The 19,930-nt window shown below is 46.0% G+C and carries 15 protein-coding genes; 9 read left to right on the top strand and 6 right to left on the bottom strand.

Annotated features, from left to right (window positions below; genetic code table 11):
- Window positions 1–319 precede the first annotated feature (319 nt).
- Window positions 320–898, bottom strand: coding sequence for a hypothetical protein (locus QUB39_RS04365; RefSeq protein WP_333051476.1), 579 nt, complete (start codon window positions 896–898; stop codon window positions 320–322).
- 341 nt (window positions 899–1,239) lie between these two features.
- Here QUB39_RS04365 and QUB39_RS04370 point away from each other — a divergent pair, with 341 nt between their 5' ends.
- Entirely contained in the window at window positions 1,240–4,587 is a 3,348-nt protein-coding gene (locus QUB39_RS04370) for an EAL domain-containing protein (RefSeq protein ID WP_333209243.1), read from the top strand.
- Window positions 4,588–4,803: 216 nt separating this feature from the next.
- On the opposite strand, the gene QUB39_RS30510 is transcribed toward QUB39_RS04370, so the two are convergent.
- Both QUB39_RS30510 and QUB39_RS30515 read right to left on the bottom strand, forming a co-directional pair.
- On the bottom strand, window positions 4,804–4,950 hold the full coding sequence (locus QUB39_RS30510; RefSeq protein WP_445243110.1) for a hypothetical protein: 147 nt from the start codon (window positions 4,948–4,950) through the stop codon (window positions 4,804–4,806).
- Between the two features lie 14 nt (window positions 4,951–4,964).
- Complete coding sequence (locus QUB39_RS30515; protein WP_445243109.1) at window positions 4,965–5,159, bottom strand: ribbon-helix-helix protein, CopG family; 195 nt, start codon at window positions 5,157–5,159, stop codon at window positions 4,965–4,967.
- A gap of 222 nt (window positions 5,160–5,381) precedes the next feature.
- On the opposite strand from QUB39_RS30515, the gene QUB39_RS04380 reads away from it, so the two are divergent.
- Both QUB39_RS04380 and glgP read left to right on the top strand, forming a co-directional pair.
- Entirely contained in the window at window positions 5,382–5,642 is a 261-nt protein-coding gene (locus QUB39_RS04380; protein WP_333209240.1) for a hypothetical protein, read from the top strand.
- 112 nt (window positions 5,643–5,754) lie between these two features.
- Entirely contained in the window at window positions 5,755–8,313 is a 2,559-nt protein-coding gene (gene glgP, locus QUB39_RS04385; RefSeq protein ID WP_333209297.1) for an alpha-glucan family phosphorylase, read from the top strand.
- 578 nt (window positions 8,314–8,891) lie between these two features.
- Here glgP and mnmG read toward each other — a convergent pair.
- From mnmG to QUB39_RS04400, 3 genes are all read right to left on the bottom strand, one after another.
- Window positions 8,892–10,808: a tRNA uridine-5-carboxymethylaminomethyl(34) synthesis enzyme MnmG gene (mnmG, locus tag QUB39_RS04390; RefSeq protein WP_333209238.1), complete on the bottom strand. Its 1,917-nt coding sequence runs from the start codon at window positions 10,806–10,808 to the stop codon at window positions 8,892–8,894.
- A gap of 226 nt (window positions 10,809–11,034) precedes the next feature.
- A complete protein-coding gene (locus QUB39_RS04395) occupies window positions 11,035–11,388 on the bottom strand; it encodes a transcriptional regulator (RefSeq protein ID WP_333051471.1) in 354 nt (117 codons plus the stop codon).
- Window positions 11,378–11,749, bottom strand: coding sequence for a type II toxin-antitoxin system RelE/ParE family toxin (locus tag QUB39_RS04400; RefSeq protein WP_333051469.1), 372 nt, complete (start codon window positions 11,747–11,749; stop codon window positions 11,378–11,380). The genes QUB39_RS04395 and QUB39_RS04400 overlap by 11 nt, the downstream gene beginning before the upstream one ends.
- A gap of 809 nt (window positions 11,750–12,558) precedes the next feature.
- Here QUB39_RS04400 and QUB39_RS04405 point away from each other — a divergent pair.
- The 6 genes from QUB39_RS04405 to QUB39_RS04430 all read left to right on the top strand — a co-directional run bounded on the left by QUB39_RS04405 (window position 12,559) and on the right by QUB39_RS04430 (window position 19,763).
- Window positions 12,559–12,888 carry a hypothetical protein gene (locus QUB39_RS04405; protein ID WP_039887994.1) on the top strand — a complete coding sequence of 110 codons (330 nt, stop codon included), beginning with the start codon at window positions 12,559–12,561 and terminating at the stop codon, window positions 12,886–12,888.
- Window positions 12,889–13,086: 198 nt separating this feature from the next.
- Window positions 13,087–14,616 (top strand): photosystem II chlorophyll-binding protein CP47, encoded by a 1,530-nt coding sequence (psbB, locus tag QUB39_RS04410; RefSeq protein WP_333051466.1) that lies wholly within the window; start codon window positions 13,087–13,089, stop codon window positions 14,614–14,616.
- A 418-nt stretch (window positions 14,617–15,034) separates the two neighbouring features.
- Complete coding sequence (locus QUB39_RS04415) at window positions 15,035–15,130, top strand: photosystem II reaction center protein T (RefSeq protein WP_006635641.1); 96 nt, start codon at window positions 15,035–15,037, stop codon at window positions 15,128–15,130.
- Between the two features lie 194 nt (window positions 15,131–15,324).
- Entirely contained in the window at window positions 15,325–15,882 is a 558-nt protein-coding gene (gene nrdR, locus QUB39_RS04420; protein ID WP_333051824.1) for a transcriptional regulator NrdR, read from the top strand.
- Between the two features lie 640 nt (window positions 15,883–16,522).
- Window positions 16,523–17,638, top strand: coding sequence for a 30S ribosomal protein S1 (locus QUB39_RS04425; protein WP_333209235.1), 1,116 nt, complete (start codon window positions 16,523–16,525; stop codon window positions 17,636–17,638).
- Window positions 17,639–18,353: 715 nt separating this feature from the next.
- A complete protein-coding gene (locus QUB39_RS04430; RefSeq protein ID WP_333209233.1) occupies window positions 18,354–19,763 on the top strand; it encodes an adenylate/guanylate cyclase domain-containing protein in 1,410 nt (469 codons plus the stop codon).
- Window positions 19,764–19,930: the final 167 nt, after the last annotated feature.

Consider the following 19,930-nt stretch of genomic DNA (forward strand, 5'->3'; position numbering starts at 1 on the left):
AAAATAAACCTGTTTCCAAAAAAGAAACTCAAAAATCTTAAAATTAGCTGCGCCAGAGGCAGTTTTATATTTTTTATATAAAACTGCAGGAAAAAGCCTTGCGATGTTGCCGTCGAATCTGTATTGCTTAGGATCGCGAATTAAATAACTTACAATTTTAATTGTTATTGTGGGATGGGCGTCCCGCCCGTCCACTCATGACGGGCTATAAGAGCCCATCCCACAAACTTGTGGAAGTTATTTAATTCTCATTCCTTATTAGATGGTTCGACGGCGACATTCAAATCACTAATTTACCTTTTAAATTTACAATCCAAAACTACTTCTTTTCCCACTCAATCTCCTTATTCTCCAATATCAACCCGCTGCTGCTGGGAACAGCGTAAGGAATAGTTGTGGCTGAAAATTTGACTATTTGAGTTGGTTGTTGAAACCACTCGGAATAACTCGGATTGAGTTGGTCGTACAGTGCTTTCAAAGCTTGGATTTCTGCCTGTAGCTGCGCTGCTGCTTGATTGATTCTGCGAGCTTGTGTTTGCAAGCGCTTTTCCCCGGTTTGAACTTTGTTTTCTAGTTCTTGCCAGTGCTCTCCGGCCACCAACTTTTCTAGTTCACCTTGCTTGTAATTGAGTAAAGCCTGTTTTTGTTGCAGTTGCTTTTCAATATTTTTAGTCTCTCGGTCAATTTCCTGGATTTGCTGCAACCACTGCTCCCCAAAAGCAGCAGTTTGCTGGTGGAACTCGGCAATGGCTTCAGGAGTATTATTTTTGGGAAAACTGACTGCCACTCGGCACTCTGAGCGCTCTACGCCAAGTTTTTCCCGCGACTCTTGCAGGGCGGTAAGTTCTGCTTCTAGCGCGCGGACTTCTTTTTGGAGTTCTGGGATGGTCTGACTCATGGGTTCAATTAGTGGACCTCTGCATAGATTTTAAGCTAATTGTTTATTTTTCTAACAAATCCCGATCGCCTCCTTGCGGGAATTATCTAATTTTAGCGCGCTTCCACCCGGTGTCTAGGCAGAATGGCGGATAATTTGTGGCACAATGGCTGATGACACATTTTAAATTAAGATTAAAATTGTAATTAGTTATAAAGCTAAGTTATTACCTGGCTAAAATTTAATTTACAAATCCACATGAATTAATGGTGGCTGGGTTTTCCTATGGCAGAGAAACTTCTGCTAAGATTTTTACAATTTTTGGTTACTAAAAAAGTATTTTATCTTAGGAAATAGAGCAAATGAAAATAATTTTTCAATTAATTTGGGGATATTTCGCGGTTGCTATTTTTGGTGTGGAATCTAGCATGAGTGCAAAAATATTACCGATAAGTGTATGGGGTGAATCTGGCACTCACCCTGTAGAAAGGGTTTTGGTGCTGTCTCAAAAACATAGCTATTTGCGATCGGCATCTCGTCCCCTTACCTCTGGAAGCGCCGCATTATTTTTGAATCATTTATCCCAAATTGAACCACGAATATTACCAAATTACAATCAGATTAACTCTCAAAATACCAATAAAGAAGAACCTAATGTTAGGTTAAAAATCATCGGCTATTTTCTGGTTTGTCTTTGTTTAGTAATTTCATTATTGATCCGGGAGAAGACAGTAAATAGCTTATCCAAGACGATGAGGTTAATCAAGCCGAAGTCTGAAACAGAGAATGACAAGCTACCAAAAGGAGAAAAAGTGTTATATCCAAAAAAAGAACAGGATATCTGGCATACTATTGCCCAGATGACCCAAGATTTGCAGCAAACTGCCGAATATGCTCTCGATATTTGTGAGGAAATGAACGTCTCGATAATCGCGACGACTCCAGGCGGTCATATCCTATCGTTAAACCAAGCTACCTGTCAACTTTTGGGATACTCTAAAAAAGAGTTGTTAGGCAAACCAATAGCCGGACTTTTTAAGAAAAGTGAATCACCAGCCCCGGTGTTAGATTTAGGAAGTTTAACAGCCGAAGGTTCTGTCCACAACGTGGAAAAAGTCTACCTTTCTAAACAGCGAAAAAAAATAATTGTACTGCTTTCTATTTCAATTATTTGCGACAGTCAAGGCAAGGTCAGCGGTAAGTTATACATAGCACAAAATATTACCGAAAGCAAGCAGGTTGAAAGAAATTTGCGACGCAGTGAAAAAAAGTTTCGCCAACTGATAGAAACTGTTAATGCTGTTGCATTTATCTATCACCGCAGACAGTTCCGCTATGTCAATGCTGAGACAGAAGCTCTGACAGGATATACTCGCGAAGAATTACTAGCATTGGATTTATACGACTTAATTCATCTAGATTTTATAGAAATAGTTAAAAAATGGGGTAAATCCAGTCATGCGCGCTCAACAGCAGGCTCTAAATATGAATTAGTAATAGTCACGAAAACTGGAGAAATGCGCTGGATTGAAGCAACTGTAGATATTATAAAATTTGAAAAAAAAGCCTCAATATTAATCACAGCATTTGACATCAGCGATCGCAAATTAGCAGAGTTAGAACGAGAAACATCTCTTTCCTTGCTTCAAGCAACCATTGAATCTACTGCTGACGGTATTCTGGCGGTTGACAGTGGAGGCACAGTGCTCACCTTTAACCGCAAGTTTGCCGAAATGTGGCAGTTGCCGGATTTCCTGCTGGATTCGAGAGATAACAACCAAATTTTGGCCTTTGGAATCAACCAGTTAAAATATCCGGAAATATTTCTCAACCGTGCTAAAGAATTGTCCGATCGCCCTACCGAAGAAAGTTACGATATCATTGAGTTAACAGATGGCAGAATCTTCGAGCGCTACTCGTTGCCTCAGCGCACGGGAGGCAAAATTACTGGCCGAGTATTCAGCTTTCGGGATGTAACGGAACGGGTGCAATCCGAAGAAAAACTACGCAAAAGCGAAGAACGCTTTCACCTGCTGACGCGGGCGACAAATGATGCCGTATGGGATTTTGATTTGTTAAAAAATGAGTATTGGTTGAGCGAAGAATTTGAAAAAGTATTTGGATACAAACTCAACGAAACTCAGACGATAGAATTAGAATCTTGGTGGTTAAATATTCATCCCGAAGAACGGGAAAGAGTGATGTTTAGCTTCAACCAAACAATGAACTCAGACGCTCAATGTTGGTCGGAAGAATACAGCTTTCACCGTGCAGACGGGGGATATGTTTTTGTGCTCGATCGCGGCTATATCATCCGCAATGAAAGTGGCCAAGCAGTCAGGGCGATCGGCACGATGATGGACATTACTCAGCGCAAGCAAGCTGAAGAAATTATTCGCTATCAAGCTGTTTATGACCAACTCACCGGTTTACCGAACCGGATACTGTTTAACGAGAGGCTGCTGGCGTCCTTAAAACAAGCTAAACAAACAAAAAAAATGCTTGCTGTGATGTTTTTAGACTTGGACAGGTTCAAAAAGATTAATGATACACTAGGTCACGCTGCGGGCGATCGCCTGTTAGAAGGTTTTGCCGGACGCATCAGCGACACTTTGCGATCGACTGACACGGTAGCCCGCTGGGGAGGCGACGAATTTACCATACTGCTTCCCGACATCAATTGCTTAGAAGATGCCGTTAAAACAGCTCAAAGAATACTCAACAATTTAAAGCCACCATTTAAACTAGAAGGACAACCGTTTCATGTTAGCAGCAGCATCGGCATTGCCCTTTATCCCGATGATGGTGAAGAGGCCGAAACTTTAGTCAAAAATGCCGATGCTGCCTTGTACTACGCTAAAGAAATGGGAAGAAATAACTATCAGTTATATACTTCAACACTTAATCCCCACTGCAGCCATTTACTAACTATAGAACACAGACTGCACGAGGCTTTAGAACAAGGAGAATTTGAGGTTTTCTATCAGCCAAAAGTCAACATTACTACTTGGCAAATTCAGGGCATGGAAGCTCTGCTGCGCTGGCAACATCCACAATTAGGTTTAGTTACTCCCGCTACATTTATTCCCATCGCCGAAGAGAACGGACTCATTGTACCTATTGGGGAATGGGTGCTGCAAACAGCCTGCACTCAAAATAAAGCTTGGCAGGATGCTTTGCAGCCAGATTTGCGGGTAGCAGTCAACGTTTCGGCTCGGCAGTTCCAGCAATTTAATTTATTAGAAATGGTAGCGAACTGCTTGGAAAAAACTGGTTTAGCACCCAAATATTTAGAGTTAGAAATTACCGAAACTACAGCCATGCAAGATGTGGATTATACCACAAAAGTTCTCAGGGAGTTGCAGAATATGGGAGTGCAAATTGCGCTGGACGATTTCGGCACGGGTTATTGTTCTCTAAATTATCTCAAAAAGTTTCCCTTGAATATCTTAAAAATAGATAAATCCTTTGTCAGCGGATTGACGACTGATCCCTGCGAACGGGCGATCGCCAAGGCTGTAGCGACCCTGGGGCGAGATTTGAACTTGAGCGTGGTAGCCGAAGGAGTAGAAACTAAAGAGCAGTTGGAGTGTTTGCGCGAACTCCACTGTCAAGAAATTCAGGGTTATTATTTCAGCCCTGCACTATCAGCCAATGATGCTAAGAAGCTATTGGTAAATTCTCAGTTGCAACCAGTGAAAATTGCTTAATTAGTCATTAGTCATTAGTTATTAGTCATTAGTCATTAGTTATTAGTCATCAGTCATTTGTAGTGTGGGTGAGGCGCGGTTCAAGATTTATCTATTGCTGACAATAGTGTAAGGTGCAACCTCAGCACCCTACAAATAGAGTTTGCGGGTCGAGGACTGTACTTAGAGGCCGATCGCCTTGCAAAAGCCAGCGATTTCAACAATCGCTGGTTTCTACTACTCCTTTTTCATAAGGACAATAATTTCTTGTTCTAGCAGCTTCATTTGTTCAAGAACTTGATTGTGATGTTCTTGAGCCGCTTGCAATCTAACTTTAAGTATTTGTTCGTGAGATTCTAGATAGGCCAGGTGAGAGCGCTGCAATTCTTTCAACTGGCTTAAAATTTTCCCAATACTTCTTTGTCCTGAGTAGACAGAACTTGCTTTGTTTCTATAAAACCTCGTGCTATTTCCCTGAGAAGTTGCGTCCGGGAAGACATCCCCAATGCTTTCGCTTTCTCGTCCAGTGCTTCCCAATCTTCTTCCTCTAGACGTAGAGTAGCGTTGATCGTTTTCTTTTTCCGATTTTCCATAGGCTTGAAACATAACGGGACTTCCCCACAATTATTGCACGTGCGACTATTGACTCAGAGCGTTGCACGTGCAATAATTTAATGGCAGATTGCACGTGCAGTGCGATCGGCGTGCAAGTGTTTTGACATGAAACACCTGCATACCCCTTAACCTGCTGGGGTTTGGACTTGCAGAACCATGCCCCTTTCTCTCACAAGCGTTAAATCAGGAGTGAAAATCCCATGAAATCAGCGGCACAAAATCAGGTACTGCATCAACTCAAGCTCATGGAAACCAACTTGCGCGAAATTCAGTGCAAGCTAGTTAAAACCTCCGTTTTAAACTTGTGGCAAATAGTTTTGCCCGATGGAAAGAGAATTTTGCTGGAACACGCGGGCGGCGGACACTGGATTTTTCGGTCTAACGGTATTGAGCAATCTCATCCAGAAGTGCGAAAAGCTGTTTTGCGGGCGATCGGCATTTGCTCGGCCCACCGCAGTTAAGGTAACAGCCGATCGCCCCCCGCCGCTTAAAACTTAAAATAGTGTGCAGAATAACGGACTTGTACCCAAAGACAGAGGAAAATATCGCTACCCCAACATAAATGCTTTGTCTATGCAGCCAATTCGCACATTTAACGTTTCCCCCTCGCTACCGACAATTCTCGAACCCCTACGCAAGCTTGCCTACAACTTGCACTGGGACTGGAACGTCGATACCAAAGACCTCTTCCGCCGCCTCGATCGAGACCTGTGGGACTCCAGCAACCAAAACCCGGTGCTGATGCTCGGAACCATATCTCAAGAGCGACTGCAAGAAATGGCAGAAGACGAAGGCTTCATTGCCCAAATGAACCGAGCAGCCCAGCAGTTAGACGATTATCTCAAAAATCGCGCCTGGTACCGGAAACAGCGCGGCACCGAGCAGCAAGAATGCTACGCTTACTTTTCGATGGAATTCGGCTTAGTTAAAGCCCTACCCATCTATTCCGGCGGTTTGGGCGTGCTCGCAGGCGACCACCTCAAATCAGCTAGCGATTTGGGCTTGCCCTTAGTCGGTGTCGGCCTGCTTTACCAAGAAGGCTATTTTTCGCAGTATCTCAACGCCGACGGCTGGCAGCAAGAACGCTATCCGCTCAATGATTTCTACAATATGCCGCTGCACCCAGAACGCAATCCCGACGGTTCGGAATTGCGGATTGAGGTAGACTATCCCGGCCGCAAGGTGTATGCCCGGATTTGGCGAGTACAAGTGGGAACGGTTCCTTTGTACCTAATGGATACAAATATTGAACCTAACAGCCGCTACGACCAAGATATTACCGACCAACTGTATGGCGGTGATAAAACTCTGCGGATGCACCAAGAAATCATGCTGGGCATCGGTGGCGTGAAAATGCTCAAGGCATTGGGGCTGACAGTTACGGCTTATCACATGAATGAAGGCCACGCGGCTTTCATGGCTTTGGAACGCATTCGGATGCTGATGGAGGAATATCACCTGAGTTTCGTAGAAGCGGAACAGGTGGTGGTTTCGAGCAGTATGTTTACGACTCACACTCCTGTGCCTGCTGGGTTTGACTTGTTCGAGCCGGATATGGTGATGCACTATCTGAGTCACTATCCCAAGATGTTTGGCTTGTCGCAAGATGAGTTTCTGGGATTGGGCCGGGAGAATACTGGCGATTTGTCCGCACCTCTGAATATGGCAATTTTGGCAATTAAAATGTCGAGTTTTGTCAACGGGGTGGCGGCTTTGCACGGTGTGGTGTCGCGCCCGATGTTTCAGGGTTTGTGGCCGGGTTTGCCCCAGGAAGAAGTACCGATTACTTCGATTACCAACGGGGTGCACGCTCGCAGTTGTGTGGCGAAGTCTACTCAGGAGTTGTACGATCGATACCTTGGCCCGGACTGGGAAATGACCGGTAAGGACGATCGTCTATGGGACAGGCTTTCGTCGATTCCTGATGAGGAACTATGGCGCAATCACGAACGCTGTCGATCAGAGTTGGTGGTGTTCGCGCGGGAGTGGCTGCAAAAGACTTTGCGCGAGCGCGGTGCGGCCCAAACGGAAATCGAACACGCGCGGGAGGCTCTCAATCCGAAGGTGCTGACGATCGGGTTTGCCCGCCGCTTTGCTACTTACAAGCGGGCGACGCTGTTTTTGCGCGATGTCGATCGAATTATGCGGATCATGCGGGATCAAAATCGCCCGGTGCAGTTTGTGATTGCTGGGAAGGCTCACCCGATGGATATTCCGGGTAAGGAATTGATTCGGGATATCGTTCACTTCATCCGCGAGCACGAGACGATGAGCTCGATGGTGTTTTTACCGAACTACGACATTAACGTGGCTCGGATGATGGTGTCTGGCTGCGATGTGTGGCTGAATACGCCGCGCCGCCCGCGTGAGGCTTCGGGTACATCCGGGATGAAAGCTTCGATGAATGGTTTGCCGAATCTGAGCATTCTTGACGGATGGTGGGATGAGGCTGATTATGTTCGTACCGGTTGGCCGATCGGACATGGGGAATTTTACGAAGATACTAAGTATCAGGATGATGTCGAGGCTAATGCTTTGTACGACTTGATGGAAAAAGAAGTTGTACCCCTATTTTACAACCGGGATGATGATGGAATTCCCCGCGGTTGGACGGCGAAAATGAAGGATTCTATTCGCTTGAATTGTCCTTTGTTCAATACAGCTCGGATGGTGAAGGATTACGCGCGGCGGGCCTATTTCCCCGTGAGCGATCGCTACCACACCATGACTTCGGATAATTGCACTCCGGCCAAGGAGTTGTCTCACTGGAAGAAGCACGTTCTCGCGAAATGGCACGATATTAAGATTGAGGCTGTTGATATTTCCCAGGATAAGGAAGTTAAGGTCAATCAGTCTATCTCTGTTAAATCTCGGATTAATCTGATGGGATTGACGCCTGCAGACGTGCAAGTTGAACTTTATCAAGGCTCGGTTGATGCTAACGGCGATATCATTGGTGGCGTGCCGGTGGTGATGGAGTATTTGGGTGAAGATTCTCAGAATGCTAGCCTTTATACGGCTGACATTACTTATACTTCTAGCGGTTTGCAAGGCTTGTCCTTGCGGGTTTTGCCGAAGCACGATAATCTCAGCAGTCCTTATGAAGCTGGCGTGATTCTCTGGGCACATTAAAGGAAGGAAGAAGGAAGAAGGAAGAGGGAAGAAGGAAGGCACGACACGGATTCGGACACGGATACACGGATGAATTTAACTGTGTTTCCCACTTCTCCCCCTCTCCCCCTCTCCCTCTCGCTGTCTCCCCCTCTCTCTCGCACTCTTTATGGAAGTTGGGGTTCGAGGATTGATAAATATCTACAATAGACTGGCAGAGTTTCATCAATTATAGTTGACATTCTGCCAGTTTTCCGTTTTTGTGGCGTTGCTGAATACAGGTATCAATTCCCGATTTCGGAGTTTTTATAAGCCAAGTCTGGTGAGTTTTGTAAATTCCGATAAAAGTTGATTCATACCGTGACTCAGCAAAGCCCAGAATCTATATCCATCAATATGAAAGCCGCCAAACAAAAAAGTGGTGCCACAATAGCCAAACTTTTTCATACTACTATAGCAATCCTCGCATCATTTGTGAATTTCTTACTCCCTCCCCTTGATAAGGGGAGGGTTGGGGTGGGGTAAAAAGTTTACGACTCCTGCAAGGATTGGTATATTGCATAAAATTGAAGGCAGCTTTGAAACACCTCTAGTTGAGGTTATTTTCCTACACCCGCTGGCTGCTGACGGTTTCGCACTTCCAGAAAAATCAACAAAGCATTAACATCAGCCGGATTTACTCCGCCAATTCTCGCCGCTTGGCCAATCGTCAGCGGTTTCACCTTAGCCAATTTTTCCCGCGATTCTTTGGATAGAGTTGTAATTGCCATGTAATCCAAATCCGCAGGCAATTGTCGGCGTTCGTGTTTGGCAATGTCATCGATTTGATTTTGCTGTCTTTGCAGGTAGCCGGAATATTTGATGTCAATTTCTGCACCATCTTTCTCAGCCAACTTCAGACTAGAATTGCCTAAATTGTAGCGTTCCAAATCCACATAATGAAAACCAGGACGACGCAACAAATCAGCCAGAGTAATTGAACCTTTAATTGCTTGTTGAGTGTCAGCAAAAATTGCCTTCCCTACTTCCTCGTGCTCTTTCACCCGCGTCGAGTACAACCGTTCCTTCTCTGCCACAATATTAGCTTGTTTGCGATCGAACAACTCCCAGCGGCGATCGTCAATCAAACCAATTTCCCGTCCCAGCGGCGTCAAGCGTTGATCTGCATTGTCCGATCGCAATAATAGCCGGTATTCCGATCGCGAAGTCAACATCCGGTAAGGTTCCCGCAAATCCTTCGTACACAAATCATCAATCAAAGTCCCGATATAACTTTGCTCGCGAGGAAACACAATCATCTCCTGATTTTTCGCAAACCGAGCCGCATTAATCCCCGCCACAATCCCCTGTGCAGCCGCCTCCTCATATCCAGTTGTACCGTTCACCTGACCCGCGCAAAACAGCCCTTCGATCTTCTTCGTCATCAGCGTCGGAAAGCACTGAGTAGCGGGCAAATAATCGTACTCCACAGCATAAGCAGGGCGCATCATCTCGCACTTTTCCAAACCCGGAAGAGTCCGCAGCATTTGCAATTGCAAATTTTCCGGTAAACCAGTAGAAAATCCTTGAATATAAAGTTCAGGAATATCTCTACCTTCCGGTTCAATAAAAATCTGGTGACTTTCCTTATCCGCAAACCGCACAATCTTATCTTCAATACTCGGACAATAGCGCGGCCCCTTCGCATCAACCCAGCCGCCGTAGACTGGAGAAAGGTGCAAATTGTCTCTAATTAACTGGTGAGTTTCAGGCGTAGTTCTAGTTAAGTAACAAGGCATTTGTTCCCGTTCGATCCAAACTTCTGGATCGAAACTAAACCAGCGAACCTCTGCATCTCCCGGCTGCGGTTCCAGGTTGGTGTAATCGAGAGTACGTTTGTCAACTCTTGCCGGAGTTCCTGTTTTTAACCTGCCAGTTTCAAAGCCCAAACGATTGAGAGTTTCCGTCAAACCAACGGCGGCAAATTCTCCCGCCCGTCCGGCGGGCATCGACTTATTGCCCACCCAAATCGTGCCACCTAAAAAAGTACCTGTTGTCAGAATTACTGCTTTGCATTCAAAAGCGACGCCGAAGTATGTTTCGACTCCGATAACTTCTTCGTTTTTGCCCAAAACTAAGTCTGTCACCATCGCTTCGCGGATGGTCAAATTGGGTTGGTTTTCAACAATATTATTCATCACAGCGGCGTATTCCCGCTTGTCTGTTTGTGCTCTCAGCGCCCACACTGCGGGGCCTCTCGAAGCGTTGAGGACGCGCTTTTGTAAGTAAGTGCGATCGGCCATTTTGCCAATTTCCCCGCCTAACGCATCAACTTCGTTAGTAAGTTGGGTTTTAGCCGGGCCGCCGACAGCCGGATTGCAAGGTTGCCACGCAATTTTGTCGAGGTTGAGGGTGAGGAGAAGGGTGCGACAGCCGAGGCGAGAAGTGGCGAGGGCGGCTTCGCAGCCGGAGTGTCCGCCACCTACTACGATGATGTCGAAACTGTCTTGGAATTGTACTGGTGTTTGTGCAGTCATTCGATTTTAGATTTTAGATTTTAGATTTTAGATTGAATAATAGACATCTGGCAAAATTAGGTTTTAGTCCAGGTAGGGAAAGGCTGACAAAATCTTTTTAGAAGATGTCTAATTGACTTCAGAGTTTAATGCGGATGCGTACTTATCGGATACGATGTTTTTGATCGTCGGTCTCTAGATGCGAAAAGGTTCGATCGCTCTCACTTTAACAACAGGTGTTCCTCAATTAAAACTCTTCCTCTCCATTAGTGTAGCTGCTTTCTTCAAACATCGATGTTAATCCAGTAATTTTTACGGGGGGTCGATCTTTGAATTCTACGACAAATGACAACTCCCCACCCATTGCCGCGATATAACTTTGCAAAGTAGATACCAACAAATCCGCACGGCGTTCTAGTCGCGAGACATTTTCTTGACGCATATTTAATAATTCTGCCATGCGAATCTGAGTAAATTTTCTGGCTTTTCGTAAGTCTTGCAATGTCATTTCTTCAGCCATTAATTCAACCGATCGCTTTTCGACTATTGCTCGTTGTTCGGGAGGCAAATTATCCATAATAGTCTTCAGGCTAATTGTCATCGGTTTCTGGCTCCATTAACTTATTCAAATGGTCGGTAAATCTACTATCTGCTATCTTAATTATTTGCTTGTAAAATCGCTTCTCACTACTACCCGATTTGTCCCCAGCTACCAACAAAATCGCTTCTCTGCGGGGGTCAAATGCAAAAGCGACTCGCCAAACTCCATCAGCCGCCTGAAACCTAAGTTCTTTCATATTGGTGTAGGTAGAACCATTGAGAGTATCGACGTGAGGACGCTTGAGGTTTGGGCCAAATTCTTGTAACAGTGTGAGTTTTGCTAAAAGCTCTAATCTGACATCAGTGGGGAATTCGCTAAACTCAGAGTAAAAATCAAAGTGAAACTGAATGTTCCATGTCATTTGGATCGATTATGCCTTACATAGCATATTATAGACAATAGTCGATCGAATAACAATATTTATATGCACGCTGAAAACAACTTTGAAGGCTCGATCGATCGCGAACTCCTTCCCTAAGCGAAGAAAGATATTTAATCAGAAACCCACGACTGCGAGAGTCCTGGGTTCCTTTATTGAATAAGATTTTAGACAGGCGCACGGTATCTCAACCGTACCATACCTCCCCGTGCAGTTCGGGGCACCTGGTCTCTGACAGGCGCACGGTATCTCAACCGTACCATACCTCCCCGTGCAGTTCGGGGCACCTGGTCTCTGACAGGCGCACGGTATCTCAACCGTACCATACCTCCCCGTGCAGTTCAGGGCACCTGTCATTTAATACCATTATATAGTATATTAAAAGGTTTGGTCAAATATCGAACGCTCATAATTGGCGCATATTAACCGAGATTAAGATGATGCGATCGACAGCCAGCGACCAAAACAGCAAAATTACCACAACCTTGTTAGGGCCCGAAGGCACATTTGAATGTTTAGAACTTTCTGACCCAAGCGAGCCGCTGTGACGAGTATTCCTCCTCGAAATGCTGGGAACTGCACTCGACTTGAAAAATCTAAGATTGGATATTTTACCGATCGACCAGACCGAAACTTATCGGACAATTCTGTAGATTTACCCAACAGCTTGCAGATTACCTACATCTTCTCTCCTCTTCCTTCGCGTCCTTGGCGTCTTCGCGGTTCAACAATTCCGTACTTTTCCAGTTTTGCGTTATGTTAGACAAAAAAATCTCAACAAGCGTACACAAGTGAAATACTTCTTCTTATCCGACGGCTGGAAAGTTGGGCGCGTTTGGGGCGTCGGCGGCGAGTGGAGTCACGCCGCCTGGAGGCGGGCGCCGGACATCCAACAGCTCAACCTCTGTCTTTCCGATCGCAACGAAAAAATGTGGCTCTACCGCGTAGAAGACGCCGTACTCATGGTAGAAGTCCAACCCGCAGTCCGTCCCGATCCCGCCGATCCCGCCAAAAATATCGGCAACGTCACCCTCACCAGACTGATCGATGCCGAGCAAGTCCTCGAACGCCTCGGGACGATCGCCGCCCGCTGCGAAATGGGCAACCCGCAACTAATGTAATGCTCAACATATTGCAATCGGTTCTAACACTCGATACACTTCTTTAAATAACTTTCATTTTTATGCCTCCACCTTTGAAGGTAGATGGCAGTCGGCAAAAGGCAGAGTTTAAACCCTGCAGGTAACTGCTGGGGATTGAGAATCTGATTTTTCCGTAAAAATAGACATCATCACTTACACCTTGGAGAACCGCAGTCAATGGGACTACCCTGGTATCGCGTACACACAGTCGTCTTAAATGACCCAGGCCGATTGATTTCTGTACACTTAATGCACACAGCCCTCGTGGCAGGTTGGGCCGGCTCAATGGCCCTTTATGAACTAGCAGTTTTTGACCCCACAGACCCAGTTCTGAACCCAATGTGGCGTCAAGGGATGTTCGTGTTGCCCTTCATGACTCGCTTGGGAGTTACGGGTTCTTGGGGCGGTTGGAGCATCACTGGCGAAGGTAACGTCGATCCGGGCTTCTGGTCCTTTGAAGGCGTCGCAATCGCTCACATCGTCCTCTCTGGCCTGCTGTTCTTAGCAGCAGTTTGGCACTGGGTATTTTGGGACTTAGAACTTTTCAGAGACCCTCGCACCGGTGAACCAGCCCTCGACTTGCCAAAAATGTTTGGCATTCACCTGTTCCTCTCCGGCTTGCTCTGCTTCGGCTTCGGCGCATTTCACCTTTCGGGACTTTTTGGCCCCGGAATGTGGGTGTCCGACCCCTACGGCCTGACCGGTCACGTCCAGCCAGTGGCGCCTGCTTGGGGCCCTGAAGGCTTCGATCCGTTCAATCCGGGCGGCATCGTGGCTCACCACATTGCAGCGGGCGTAGTCGGCGTAATTGCCGGTTTGTTCCACTTGACAGTGCGGCCGCCGGAACGTCTTTACAAAGCCCTGCGGATGGGGAATATCGAAACTGTACTTTCTAGCAGTATCGCTGCCGTGTTCTTCGCAGCCTTTGTGGTTGCGGGTACGATGTGGTACGGTTCTGCTGCAACTCCGATCGAACTTTTTGGCCCGACTCGCTATCAGTGGGACAGCGGCTATTTCCAACAAGAAATCGATCGCAGAGCTCAAGCTAGCTTGGCCGGTGGCGCTAGCTTCCAATCCGCTTACGAACAAATTCCCGAAAAATTGGCTTTCTACGACTACGTGGGCAACTCTCCTGCTAAAGGCGGTTTGTTCCGGGCCGGCGCGATGGTCAATGGCGACGGTATTGCTAAATCTTGGCTGGGCCATCCAGTATTTACTGACAGCGAAGGTCGGGTATTGTCGGTTCGCCGCCTCCCCAACTTCTTTGAAACTTTCCCAGTAATTTTGACGGACAAAGATGGGGTCGTTCGCGCTGACATCCCCTTCCGCCGTGCTGAATCAAAATACAGCTTTGAACAAAGCGGAGTTACCGTCAGCTTCTACGGTGGTGAACTTAACGGTCAAACCTTTAATAATCCTCTAGATGTTAAGAAGTTTGCTCGCGCTGCTCAAAAGGGTGAAGTGTTTGAATTCGATCGCGAAACCTTGAATTCTGACGGCGTTTTCCGCACTTCGACTCGCGGTTGGTTCACTTTCGGACACGTTTGCTTTGCTTTGCTATTCTTCTTCGGCCATATCTGGCACGGTTCTCGGACTATTTTCCGCGACGTGTTTGCTGGAGTTGAGGCTGACTTGGAAGAACAAGTCGAGTGGGGCCTGTTCCAAAAACTGGGCGACGTGACCACCAGAAGACAAGAACCTCTCTAAATTTTGCCAGCCTCTGGCTAGCCGGGAAACATCCCCGGTGTAAAAAACCCGGTTTCTTCAAGAAACCGGGTTTTTTTAGTTAATAATAAAACCAGCAATTAACTACCAGCCGGGAAGTCCCGAACGTATATTTAGAGGGGATTAATCTGAGCGCTCGGCCCCGTACCTCGTTGGGAATTACTCCTTGGGATGAAAGGTTTGTTGGGTTTTGGTACCGAAACCGACAATTATTCTTTTAAACCCCAAGATGATCGGGAAATACTCTGATACTATATTAGCAAGTGGGGGTGGAACTACCTCACTATAAAAAGCCTTTGAAAAAAAGGAAAAAGAAGCCTGCGGTCTAACTGTACTCAGTTGACCGTCAGGTTTGTTCACGATAAAATAATACGGCAAGGGAAGATAGGGAAAATTTAACATGGAAAGTGTTGCTTACATTTTGATTCTGGCTTTAGCCATAGGCGTACTATTTTTTGCGATCGCATTTCGGGAACCTCCCCGGATTGGCAAATAATTAGCTATACGCCTGCGGTAAGTCCAAAATATCCTGAACCGGACTGCGGTTAGCCCGCATCATAGCGATCTAATTTGGTGCGGGACTCTTTCACCGCTGTGTGCTAAGTGATTTTTCTAGTCCAGCCATTCATCAGACCCCAAGCGGTTAGATGAATGGCAATTTGCTGGCAATGCCTGTTAAAATCAGCAATCATGCGCTGTTCCTCCTGCCAACACACAAATAGCCGCGTTCTAGAATCGCGTTCAGCCGAATCAGGTCAAAGCATCCGTCGGCGGCGTGAGTGTTTGAACTGCCAGCACCGCTTCACAACCTACGAACGCATAGAATTTGTGCCGATTACGGTGATCAAGCGGGACGGCAAGCGCGAATCTTTTGACAGGTCAAAATTAGTTCGGGGATTGATTCGGGCCTGCGAAAAAACCGGTTTGTCTTCCGGGCATCTCGAAACTCTGGCAGAAGAAATCGAGGCACAACTTCAAGGTCGATCGCTCCGAGAAATCGCCAGTTCAGAAATAGGGGAACTGGTGCTGTTGCACCTGCGACCCCTCAGCGAAGTCGCTTATGTCCGTTTTGCCTCGGTATATCGGCAATTTCGAGGCATCCGAGATTTTGTAGATACCCTAAATCACCTTCAGAATCCCCTCAACGAAGCTGAAGATACAGAAACAGGGACAAATTTTGACGCAGATTTGCCGGATTCCGAAGCAGTCGATCGAGAAAGCCCAGCATCCTGTGCAACTCCCAGCTAAGCTCGCTTAAATTAATTTAGAGAAATATTCGCTTGAGATTGAAAACCGTGTCCCGATGAAGGCCCGGAGGAATAGCGACTCAAGGGACTCTCATTCGAGCGAGTGTTCTTTTTTCTCAGTAACAGTGCTGGGTGTGATATGATCGTCATCGGTCTAAAATAGAGTATAACTAGACAACGTAAAAACTTAACTGGATTAGTTGAGTGCGTAGTCACACCTAACGGTGTTGCAGTTTAGGAAAGCTCGCATTTGAACAAAACCTAACTAAAGCTCGGTGACTAATTAAATACGGTAGGACATACCGAAATTTACGCTTCTGGAGAAACCGACCTCTACTTAGACTGGAGTAATCCTGTCGCCAGCAAGTCGGCTCGTTGAACGAAGAATCTCAGTTTATTTATACCTGAGAGTGTCAAAATAGTCTACTTGACTCGGAATGTTAAGATTCAACGTTTTAACACAGAGTATGGAGTAACAGTAATGGCAAGCGCTGGTGTGCAGTTGCACCCGGCAAAAGTTAGCGAAAACTGACTTTAGTAAAAGATTTTGAAAAAAGTTAATCGCTTTTTCACCAAAATCTCGAATATCTGCCGGCACAAACGAAAAACATGAAGGAGAGAAATCCTAGGAAACTATTCGCATGGTCAATCTCAAAACCACAGTCAAAGACATCGGCTTTACTCACGAAGATTTTGCAGCCCTACTTGATAAATATGACTATCACTTTAGCCCGGGCGATGTAGTAGCGGGTACAGTTTTTAGTATAGAACCCAGGGGCGCTCTGATTGATATCGGTGCTAAAACAGCAGCTTACATTCCCATTCAGGAAATGTCGATCAATCGAGTCGAAAGCCCTGAAGAGGTATTGCAATCAAACGAAACCAGAGAATTTTTCATTCTAACCGATGAAAATGAAGACGGACAATTAACCCTGTCCATCCGGCGCATCGAATATATGCGGGCGTGGGAAAGAGTGCGACAACTGCAAGCAGAAGATGCCACAGTACGATCGCAAGTATTTGCCACGAACCGCGGCGGCGCACTCGTGAGAATAGAAGGCTTGCGAGGCTTTATTCCCGGTTCTCATATAAGTACCCGCAAACCGAAGGAAGAATTAGTCGCTGAAGAATTACCATTAAAATTCTTAGAGGTAGACGAAGACCGCAACCGCCTAGTGTTGAGTCATCGTCGCGCCTTAGTTGAGCGCAAGATGAACCGCCTCGAAGTCGGGGAAGTCGTCATCGGTACAGTACGCGGTATCAAGCCTTACGGTGCCTTTATCGACATCGGCGGCGTCAGCGGCTTGCTGCACATCTCGGAAATTTCACACGATCACATCGATACGCCTCATAGCGTTTTCAATGTCAACGACGAAGTGAAAGTGATGATCATTGACTTGGATGCCGAGAGGGGCCGGATTTCTCTCTCCACCAAGCAGTTGGAACCGGAACCGGGCGCGATGGTCAAAAATCGCGAATTGGTATACGAAAAAGCTGAGGAAATGGCAGCTAAGTTCCGGGAGAAAATGCTCGCTCAAAAGCAAGCTAAAGCAGGCATAGACATTCCTGTAGACTCGATCGATGCTGATGACCTCTCCGACGAAATACTCGAAGATGTACCCTCAGCAATGGAAGAGGATCTGCCGGAAGTAGCACCCGAAGTAGCACCCGAAGCAGCACCCGAAGCAGCACCCGAAGCAGCACCCGAAGCAGTATTAGATGTAGAGGAAGAAATCCCTCCTGCGACGGAAGAATAAGATCACAGTTAGTGTGATTAAAAGAGGGAAAATTCCCTCTTTTTTTTTGCCTTAAACGTCCCAATTACCAATCATTAATTACCAATTAATATCAATTCTGAAAAGTACGCGGGCATTTGTAGGGAAACGGAATTGCCCATAGGTGTCAACTTAACGTTAAACCCATAGTCCGGCAAGGGTTGAAACCCCTGGCGGACTGACGGGATGACTAACGAACTTGGCGAGCTAACAGCTTAAGTTGACACCTATGGGCATTGCTGTCTCCCTACTTAGTGGTTGACAATTAGCAATTACCAATTAGCAATTACCAATTACCAACAATTTAATATGTTCCTGCAGGCAGATGCAGCGATCGCACTTGGAATTAAAACAAGTGACAGCGCGATCGATCTGCCTAAATAAACCTAGCCTTTACGCTGCTAATTTGTTAAGATTTACAAACATCAGGGACATCCGCACAAGTGCCAACTCATCGGGAGCATCTCAATGAAAGCAGGCCTCCGCTAGAAATTGGAGTTTTGAGGCAGGAGTTTTGAGGCAGGAGGCAGGAGAGAAGAGAGAAGAGGAAGAAGGAAGGAGCCAGAAGAAGTGTTTTTACAAATATGAGATGCTCCCCAACTCATCAGCATTCTCAGGCAAAAACACACTAGACAAGCAAATTACACAAAAGAATACTTAGAAATTTCTTGCCATGAGGCTCAAAGGCAAGTGAATCATGAAAATCGGACTATTAAAAGAAAAATTAGAACAGCTCAAAAAACGTCCCAATTCGAGCAAAGGAACGATCGACCAAATCGAAAACTGGTTAATCGGTTCCCACATTTTGCAGAGATTGAGAATTAATCCTTACTACGTAGCAGGCGATACAGTCAAGAATGTTAAAAAAATTACTTCCGAATTTCTGCACGGAGTAAAAGCCGGTGTCTTCGACTTGCACTGGGATATTCACTGCCCGCACTGCAACATGATTACAGAAGAATTTAAGGATTTGGCAGACACATCAGAAATGTCTTTTTGCCCGATGTGCGAGCGCGAGTTCAACATTGATTTGCTCGATCGCGTGGAAGTCACTTTTTCCCTGAACAAAGAAATCGAAGACCCGCAACTGCGGCCCGTCTGCGCTCCCCCTCCCGTACTCCAGAGCAAACTGCAACTGGTAACACCTTTATACTGCACCGAATCCGAGATAGTTAGCTTAGAAAAAGGTCGATATCGCTACTGCTGTCCCCTGACTTTAGCTAAAGGGATTTTAAAGGTGGAAGGCGAAGAAACAGAAGAGATACAAGAAATTCAACTCCAGCAGTTGGCCGGCCCAGATTTCGATAAAAAAGAGCTTGCCGTGCGTCCGGGAAAACTCAAGATAGAATTAACTAATAGCGAACACAATTTGTCGGGGCTGATTTTGCATTCAGATGAATTGCCCGATGAATTGACAGTAGAACAACTGCCCCTGCGGCTGTCAGGAATGCAACTGCTTCATCACCCGGATTATAAGCGTTTGTTCGGCGATCGAGTAATCTCGGAAAGAGAGCGAGTCAAGATTCGGGCGATTACTATTATGTTTACTGATATTACCGGTTCTACCAGAATGTACGAAACACTGGGAGATACCAAAGCTTACAATATTGTGCGCGATCATTTTGAAATTTTCTTTGAGTCGATCGAGAAATTTGGCGGTAAAGTCATTAAAACCATCGGCGATGCTGTCATGGCTTCCTTTATCAGCAACGAACAAGCAATTATGGCTGCCGCTGGTGCTGTAGCCTGTTTGAGAGAGTATAACTCAACTCGCCAACCACAAGAGTGGATTCAAGTCAGAATTGGCATTCACCGAGGTACGGCTTTGCTGGTAAATCTTAATAATTCGATCGACTATTTTGGCTCTACAGTCAACAAAGCCGCCCGCATTCAAAATCTTTCTAAAAGTGACGAAGTTTCATTTTCCGAAGATGTTTACAGCGACGAAGCATTTTTAACAGCATTAAAAGCTGCTGGAGTCTCCGAAATTCAAAAACGAGTAGAAGATTTAAAAGGAATACAAGGCGCACAAGTCGCTTATACTGCTAGAATTAATACGGAATCAGTAATCCCGCTGTCTGCTACACTTGTCGGTGAAAAAAGCTAAGTAGGCAAGCAGATATACTACTTGGTTATTGCCAGCCTCTCGTTACGATCGCCCCAACAGCAGATAGAGTTGTTCGAGAGCGCTCAGATCATGGCTCCAACAGTATACTTACTCATTAAATGAGTTGCATAATACCCATAACTTAAGGTATACTTAAGTATAGTACG

Source organism: Microcoleus sp. AT8-B5, assembly GCF_036705565.1.
Classification (GTDB): Bacteria; Cyanobacteriota; Cyanobacteriia; order Cyanobacteriales; family Microcoleaceae; genus Microcoleus.